This is a genomic window from Arthrobacter sp. MSA 4-2 (assembly GCF_016405885.1).
In the GTDB taxonomy this organism is placed as follows: Bacteria; Actinomycetota; Actinomycetes; order Actinomycetales; family Micrococcaceae; genus Arthrobacter_D.
This window is the reverse complement of record NZ_JAEKGC010000007.1, coordinates 229,945-237,660: the sequence shown is the minus strand read 5'-3', so window position 1 is coordinate 237,660 and position 7,716 is coordinate 229,945. Positions and strand designations below refer to the sequence as shown.

Below are 7,716 nucleotides of genomic sequence, written 5' to 3'. Positions count from 1 at the left end.
GCAGACCAGCCAATTCAACCAATCAAAAAACAATCGGTATCAACAAACTTGGCACACTATTGAGTTCTCAAACAACAGGCACTACCGGCACCACACAACCCGACAAAACCAGGCCATCCTCGCTCCGGAGCAACTTTACAAGCCTACCCGCACCCGACCATCCCCGCAAATCCGCTCCCCCGCACCACCACCGGACAAACCGGCACCAGCACAACAGAACCAACCCGCAACAACAGACACCAAACCAAGACCACCCCGGACCCGTGCACAGCACACACCAGGAAAGCCTCAGAAATTTGTGTGGGTTTCGCCGCCCTCACCGGGGCAACTCCATAACTATACGACCCCCACCGAACAAACACAAATCCCCCACCCACCCCCACAAAACCGGTGGAATCCCGGGGGTGGGAGCGGGTTTAGGCCGGTTCGACCTCGACCATGGCAAGGGTCCGCTTGCCCCTGCGAACCAGGGCGTAGCGGCCGTGCAGGAGGGCCTCCGAACCGATGGCCGCCTCCGGATCGGTGACCTTGACGTTGTTCACGTAGGCTCCGCCCTCGCTCACGGTCCGGCGGGCGGCCGAATTGCTGGCGGAGAGCCCGCTGGCTGTGAGCAGCTCGACAATGGTGGGCGTCCCGGCGGGAAGGGTGACTGCCGGCAGTTCGGCGGTGGCCGCCGTCAGGGTGGGCTCGTCAAGCTGGCCCAGCTCCCCCTGGCCGAACAGTGCCGCCGAGGCCGCGATCACCTTCTCGGTGGCGTCGACCCCGTGGATCAGCGAGGTGACGTCGTAGGCCAGGGTGCCCTGCGCCTCGCGCAGGTGCGGCCGTTCGGCGGTGGACTGCTCGAGCGCCTCGATCTCCGCCCGCGTCCGGAAGGTGAACACCTTGAGCCGGTCGATGACATCGGTGTCGGCGGTGTTGAGCCAGAACTGGAACATGGCGTAGGGGCTGGTCATGGCGGCGTCGAGCCAGATGGCATTGCCCTCGCTCTTGCCGAACTTCGTTCCATCGGAGTTGGTGACCAGGGGCGTGCCGATGGCGTGGACGCTCTTTCCCTCGGCCTTGCGGATCAGTTCGGTTCCGCTGGTGAGGTTGCCCCACTGGTCCGAGCCGCCCGTCTGCAGGACGCACCCGTGGCTGCGGAACAGTTCGAGGAAGTCCATGCCCTGGAGTACCTGGTAACTGAATTCCGCGTAGCTGATGCCCTCGTCGGAATTGAGCCGGGTGGCCACGATGTCCTTCTTGATCATCGTCCCGACCCGGTAGTGCTTGCCGACCTCGCGCAGGAAGTCGATGGCGCTCATCGGCGCGGTCCAGTCGAGGTTGTTGACCATCCGGGCCCCGTTCGGGCCGTCGAAACTCAGGAAGCGCTGCACCTGCCCCTGCAGGTAGCCGACCCATTCGGCCACCGTCTCCTTGGTGTTCATGGTGCGCTCGGCCGTGGGGCGGGGGTCCCCCACGAGCCCGGTAGAACCGCCCACGAGGGCCAGCGGCTTGTGGCCGGCGAGCTGGAGCCGGCGCATCAGCAGCAGCTGCACCAGGTTGCCCAGGTGCAGGCTCGGCGCCGTCGGGTCGAAACCGCAGTAGTAGGTGACCGGGTCTCCGGCCAGGAGCTCTTCAAGCTCGGCCTCGTCCGTCGAGACGTGCACGAGCCCGCGCCAGCGGAGCTCCTGCCACACGTTCGCGAATGAGGGGTCGTTCTGCTGGGCGCTCAGGCCCGGATCTGAGGATTCTGTCGTCTGCGGCACAGGATCCAAATTATCAGCCCTCGATGCCCTCCGGGATCGTGCCGGTCGAGATCAGGCGCAGCCGCTGGGTGGGGCGCGTCATCGCCACGTACAGGTCCCCCACCCGGGCGGTGGCCGAATCGAGCATGAGCTGCGGCTCCAAGATGACCACGCCGTCGAACTCAAGGCCCTTGGAACCCCGCGGAGTCAGCAACACGATGTCCTGGGTGGGACCGCCGGCCCCGGATCCGACCCGGTCGCCGTACTCGGCCGTCAGGGCCCGCCGGACGTTGTCGAGTTGGTCCTCGGGGGCGATGACGGCGAGCAGCCCGCCGTCCACGATGTCCAGTTCCTCGGGCACCGCCTGCAGCAGGGCGGGAATCAGCCCGGGCACCCGGTCGACGACGGGGGTGAAGCGGCCTTCGCGCACCGCCTTCGGTGCCGAGATCACCAGCCCGGCCGCGGTGGCCATCCGGACGGCGGCCTCGGCGATCTGCGCCGGAGTCCGGTAGTTCACCGTCAGCTCCTCGAGCTGCCAGCGGTCGCCCACGAACGGTTCGAGCGCCTGGCCCCAGGAGCTCGAACCGGCGGCCGAGCTTGTCTGGGCGATGTCCCCGACCACCGTGAATGACTTCACCGGGCAGCGCCGCATGAGCAAGCGCCACTGCATCGGCGAGAGCTCCTGCGCCTCGTCGACGACGATGTGCCCAAAGGCCCAGGTCCGGTCTCCGGCGGCCCTCTCCGCTGCACTGAGCCGCGCCGTGGGGACGGCATTGTGCTGCGCCAGCGCCTCGGCGGTGACGACGCCGTCGACGCCGGAGTCGACCAGCGACGCATTGACGTTCTCGAGGGTGCGCTCGGCATTGGCGAGGTCCCGGCGGTTCTCGGCCTCGCGTGCGGCGGTGTCCCTGCCGGCCGAGGCGTCGAGTTCGCCGAGGAGCTCGGCGGCCTCGTCCAGGAGCGGGACGTCGGCCTCGGTCCAGGGGGCGTCGGCCGGCCGCAGCAGCAGTGCCCGGTCCGCCTCGCTCCAGTGCGGTGCGGCCGCGGCGAGGTGGGCCGGCTTGCTCAGCAGTTCGGTGATGAGCTTCTCCGGCGTGAGCGGCATCCAGGCGAGGTTCAGCGCGATCCGCACGTCCCGGGAGCTGCGCACGTCCTCGGCGAGGTAGGCCCGGTCGGCGTTGTTTCCGGGGCCGGAGGACGCCTCGAGCTGCTCGGTCAGCTGTTCGGTCAGTTCGCGCAGGAGGATCTTGACGAACGTGACGCGGGCTTCGTTGTGCGGTTTGCCGGTGGCGCGCGCCCGGTCCCTCGCCCGGGCTACCTGGCGCGGCGTCAGGGTCAGCAGGGTTCCCTCGACGTTGAGGCGCTTGGCCTCCGCCGGGATGCGCTGGCGGTTGGCGACGGCGTTTCGGATGATCTGTGCCATTTCCAGCCGGCCCTTGAGTGCCGCGGCTCCTTCACTGTGTTCGGGAACGGTGGTGATCCCGGGCATCAGGGTGCCGATGCCTGCCATCACCACGCCCGTCTCGCCGAGCGAAGGGAGGACCCTCTCGATGTACTTCATGAACGCATCGGTCGGTCCGACGAGGAGGACTCCGGCGGACTTGAGCCGGTCACGGTGCGTATAGAGGAGGTAGGCGGCGCGGTGCAGGGCCACGGCGGTCTTGCCGGTGCCCGGCCCGCCCTGCACGACCGTCACCCCCGACAGCGGCGCCCGGATGATGCGGTCCTGCTCGGCCTGGATGGTGCCGACGATGTCGGACATCTGCCCGGTCCGACGGGAGTTCAGTGCGGCCAGCAGCGCGCCCTCGCCCTGCAGCGACTCGTCATTGCTCAGCAGCCCGGCGTCGAGGACGTCGTCCTCGATGGCGACCACGTCGCGCCGGGAGAGGATCAGGTGCCGACGGCGGCGGACGCCCATCCGCTCGAAGGCCGTCGCCTGGTAGAACGTCCCCGCCTCCGGCGCACGCCAGTCGATCATCAGCTGCTGGAGATCCTCGGTGGAGAGCCCGATCCGGCCGATGTAGCGCTCCTCGCCGTCGTCGAGGTCGAGGCGCCCAAAGACCAGCCGGTCGTCCACGGCGTTCAGCTGGGCGAGGCGGTCTTCGTACATGGTGGCAAAAGCATCGCGTTCGGAGCGGTTCTGGTGCGAGCCGGCCGAGGCGCTGCGGCGGACCTCCGCCAGCTGCCGGGCTTTCTCCTCACGCAGCTCGTCGAGCCGCCGGTACAGGCCGTCAACGTACCCGCGCTCGTGCTCAAGTTCGTTCTTGGCGTGGGACGTTTCATGCATGATGGGTTTCCCTCCCGGAAAGGCAGACCGTCAATTCTATCCTGATTAACGTGCGCAGAACCCTACAGGGTCGACAGCGCGTGCACCCGGCGACCCGGCAGGAGTTCGCGGCCGGCCAGTGCCTCGAGTTCAAGCACGACGCCGCATCCGACCACCTCCGCACCGCCCCGCTCGAAGAGCCGGGCCGCCGCCGCGAGGGTCCCCCCGGTGGCGAGCACGTCGTCGAGCAGGAGCACCCGGGTGCCGGGAGTGACGCCGTCCCGGTGGATCTCAAGGGTGGCCTGGCCGTACTCGAGGTCGTAGGCCTCGGAGTAGACGGCGCGCGGCAGTTTGCCGGCCTTCCTGACCGTAACGACGCCGGTTCCGGCGGCATATCCGACGGCAGCCGCGAGCAGGAACCCGCGGGCCTCAATGCCGGCCACCACGTCGAAGGTGCCCTGGAACGGTTCGATGAGGGCGTCGATGACGGTGCGGAACGCCGCGGCGTCCGCGAAGACCGGTGTGAGGTCCCGGAAGATGATTCCGGGCAGGGGAAAGTCCGGCACCGGGGCGCAGAGTTTCTCGACGAGGTCACGTGCGGAACCGGCGCTCTGGGGGGCCGGTGAGCTGATATTCACCCCATCACCTTACGGGCAGCACGGGGCTTCGCGGGCCGGTACTTGGAGACGGTGGGCTCGCCGGGCAGCCAGAAGCGCCATGGGTACTCGGCGCCGCCCCCGGGACCGCTGAGCCCGACGCGCGGACCGGTGGCATACTCCCCGGCCGCTGCGGGCGCTTCGGGCAGCTCGAGGGCCAGCGGGCCGGCGAACAGGTCGGCGCCGTCGAACCGGCGGTCGAGGCCGAGCGCCTGCGCCAGGCGGGCCGGGCCGCGGGCCAGGTCGAGGTCGCTCCTCGGCCCTCCGCGGCGGGCACGGGCCGTCCCGATCCCGTCGACGACCTCCCCGGCGCGCAGCAGCACGCCTCCGGCGCTGCCGTCGTCACCGCACACCACGTTGGCGCAGTAGTGCATGCCGTAGGTGAAGTACACGTAGAGCGTGCCGGCGGGCCCGTGCAGGGAGGCGTTCCGGGCGGTCCTGCCCCGGAAGGCGTGCGAGCCCGGATCCTCGGCGCCACGGTAGGCCTCGACCTCCGTGATGCGGACGGTCACCGCACCCTGTTCGCCCCGATGGGTCAGGAACGCCCCCAGCAGCAGCGGTGCCGCTTTCAGGGGGTTCACGGCCAGGCGGCTGCGCGACGGGTGGGAAACGGGCGGGACGGGCGCAGGTGCGCCGGGGACAGGCAGATGGGCCACAACCAGTTACGGTAGCAAGCCGCCCGCCTCCTCCCCCAACCCGGGCCGTCACGGTGATGTCCGATTCCCGCTAGGTTGCGCTTGGGAAAGCTGGGAGGATGAAGCAATGGACTTCTGGCAGCAGTACCGCGCCATCGACGCCCGTGACGTCCGTTTCGACGGGCAGTTCGTCACGGCGGTCTCCAGCACCGGCATCTACTGCAGGCCGTCCTGTCCCGCACGGACCCCGAAGCCGGCGAACGTCCAGTTCTACCGCACGTCGGCCGCAGCCCACGAGGCCGGATACCGGGCCTGCAAGCGCTGCCTGCCCGAGGCCGTGCCCGGCACCCCGGAATGGAACCTGCGCTCGGACGTGGCGGCCCGCTCGATGCGGCTGATCGCCGACGGCGAGGTCGACCGTTCGGGCGTCGTCGGCCTGGCCGGGAAGCTCGGGTACTCGACCCGGCAGCTCAACCGCATCCTGCGTGAGGAGCTCGGCGCGGGCCCCCTTGCCCTCGCCCGCGCCACCCGGGCGCAGACCGCACGGACGCTGCTGACGGCGACGTCGATGAAGCTGTCGGACGTCGCCTTCGCCGCGGGCTTCAGCAGCATCCGCCAGTTCAACGACACGGTGCAGGAGGTCTTCGACCTCACGCCGTCCCAGCTGCGCGGGGCGGATTCCCTCAGCCGGGCTCCCCGCCGTTCCGCCGACCGCCCGGCCGGTGCGGCCGCGCCGGCGTTTCCGGGGCTGATCCTGACCCTGCCGGTCCGGGCCCCCTACGACAACGGCATCTTCGGCTTCCTGGCCGCCCGCGCCCTCCCCGGCGTGGAGCAGGGCACCGACGGAAGCTACGCCCGGCTGATGCAGCTGCCGGGAGGACAGGGCTGGTTCCGCGCGTTCCCCGTGGCCGGCACGGATGCGCCGGCGGGTCTGCGGGTCGAATTGAGCCTTGAGAGCCTCAGCGACCTGCCCGTGCTCCTGAGCCGGATCCGCAGGCTCTTCGACCTTGATGCCGATCCCGCGGCCGTCGACGCCGCCCTCTCGGGCAGCGCGCTGTTCGCGCCGCTGGCTGCAGCGGTTCCCGGAATCCGGCTTCCCGGGGCGGTGGACCCCGCGGAGCTCCTCATCCGGGCGATGATCGGCCAGCAGATCACCGTGAGCGCAGCGAGAACCGCGCTCACCTCCCTGGCGGAGGCGGGCACGCCATCGGTGCTGTCCCAACCCGGCTTCGAGCGGCTGTTTCCGAATCCGGCGCAGATCGCGGACGTGGCAGGGAGCGTGCTGCGCGGACCGGCCCGGCGGATCGAGGCGGTGCGCCGCACCGCCGAGGGGCTCGCCGACGGCAGCATCCGCCTCGGCGTGGAGGACGACCCGCGGTCGCTGGCGGACCGGCTGCTTCCCCTGCCCGGGATCGGCCCGTGGACCGTGAACTACGTGGCCATGCGGGTGCTGGGAGCAACCGACGTCCACCTCGGCAATGACGCCGCCATCCGGAATGGGTGGGCGGCCCTCACCGGTTCCGGCGGGCCGGCGGCCGGCCCGGCGACCAAGGCCGAGGCGGCCGCCGCGCTCTCCGACGCCATGTCCGCCGTCAGCCCCTGGCGTTCCTATGCCACGATGCACCTGTGGCGGGTTGCCTCCGGCATCCCGGCGCGGGCCTCCGGCACCCGCCGGGTTCACGCTGCCCGCCCGGGCCCCTCCCCCGATGCTTTCACCCCGGCCCCCTCCACGGAATCGAAGGACAACCAGTGATGACCTCCCTGACCACCACCATCCCCACCCCGGACGGGCCCTTCACCATCATTGAACGCGACGGAGTGGTGCTCGCCTCGGGCTGGACCGCCGACACGGCGGACCTGACCGGGCAGATCCACGTCAGCCTCAAGCCGGTCTCGATGAGCGCCGCGCCGGCAGAGCTCCGGCGGATCACCGACGCCGTTGACGCCTACTACGACGGCGACCTCGCGGCGATCCTCGAGGTCCCCGTCCACCAGCTCTCGGGACCGTTCCGCACCCGCGCCTGGGAGGTGCTGCGCGAGGTGCCGGCGGGCGAGCCGGTCACCTACGCCCAGTACGCTGCGCTGACCGGCAAGGCGACCGCCGTCCGGGCGGCCGCGGCAGCCTGTGCGCGCAACGCGGCGGCCCTTTTCGTGCCCTGCCACCGGGTGGTCCGCACCGACGGCACCCTGGGCGGGTTCCGCTGGGGCCTCGAGGTCAAGCGCCGGCTCCTCGACCGGGAGGCCGCCGTGCGCGGCTTCGCCCCTGCTGTGTCGGCCAGTGCCTCCGGCGCCCAGACGGCCCTCTTCGACTGACCCCTCCGCGGGAAGGGCACCCTCCGGCCAAGCGCGCAGCCGAGTGCGCAGCTCACCACCCTTCGGCGCCCGCAAAGCGTGGGGACGTGCAGTTTCGACGGGGGGGACCTTGGGATGCACAC

6 protein-coding genes are annotated in these 7,716 nt (G+C 70.3%); 2 read left to right on the top strand and 4 right to left on the bottom strand.

Annotation, left to right across the window (positions count from 1 at the left end; all coding sequences use genetic code 11):
* Positions 1 to 416 precede the first annotated feature (416 nt).
* The 4 genes from tyrS to I6N91_RS10105 all read right to left on the bottom strand — a co-directional run bounded on the left by tyrS (position 417) and on the right by I6N91_RS10105 (position 5,233).
* The gene (tyrS, locus tag I6N91_RS10120; protein WP_198812422.1) at positions 417 to 1,745 is read right to left on the bottom strand and encodes a tyrosine--tRNA ligase; all 1,329 of its coding nucleotides are present in this window, start codon (positions 1,743 to 1,745) and stop codon (positions 417 to 419) included.
* Positions 1,746 to 1,758: 13 nt separating this feature from the next.
* A complete protein-coding gene (locus I6N91_RS10115; RefSeq protein WP_198812421.1) occupies positions 1,759 to 4,011 on the bottom strand; it encodes a UvrD-helicase domain-containing protein in 2,253 nt (750 codons plus the stop codon).
* 62 nt (positions 4,012 to 4,073) lie between these two features.
* Positions 4,074 to 4,628: an adenine phosphoribosyltransferase gene (locus I6N91_RS10110; protein WP_307843314.1), complete on the bottom strand. Its 555-nt coding sequence runs from the start codon at positions 4,626 to 4,628 to the stop codon at positions 4,074 to 4,076.
* Positions 4,625 to 5,233 carry a DNA-3-methyladenine glycosylase gene (locus tag I6N91_RS10105; RefSeq protein ID WP_233091721.1) on the bottom strand — a complete coding sequence of 203 codons (609 nt, stop codon included), beginning with the start codon at positions 5,231 to 5,233 and terminating at the stop codon, positions 4,625 to 4,627. Before I6N91_RS10105 ends, I6N91_RS10110 begins: the two co-directional genes overlap by 4 nt.
* A 175-nt stretch (positions 5,234 to 5,408) precedes the next feature.
* Here I6N91_RS10105 and I6N91_RS10100 point away from each other — a divergent pair, with 175 nt between their 5' ends.
* Together I6N91_RS10100 and I6N91_RS10095 are read left to right on the top strand one after the other, a co-directional pair.
* A complete protein-coding gene (locus I6N91_RS10100) occupies positions 5,409 to 7,034 on the top strand; it encodes a DNA-3-methyladenine glycosylase 2 family protein (RefSeq protein ID WP_198812420.1) in 1,626 nt (541 codons plus the stop codon).
* Entirely contained in the window at positions 7,034 to 7,594 is a 561-nt protein-coding gene (locus I6N91_RS10095; protein WP_198812419.1) for a methylated-DNA--[protein]-cysteine S-methyltransferase, read from the top strand. Before I6N91_RS10100 ends, I6N91_RS10095 begins: the two co-directional genes overlap by 1 nt.
* Positions 7,595 to 7,716 lie beyond the last annotated feature (122 nt).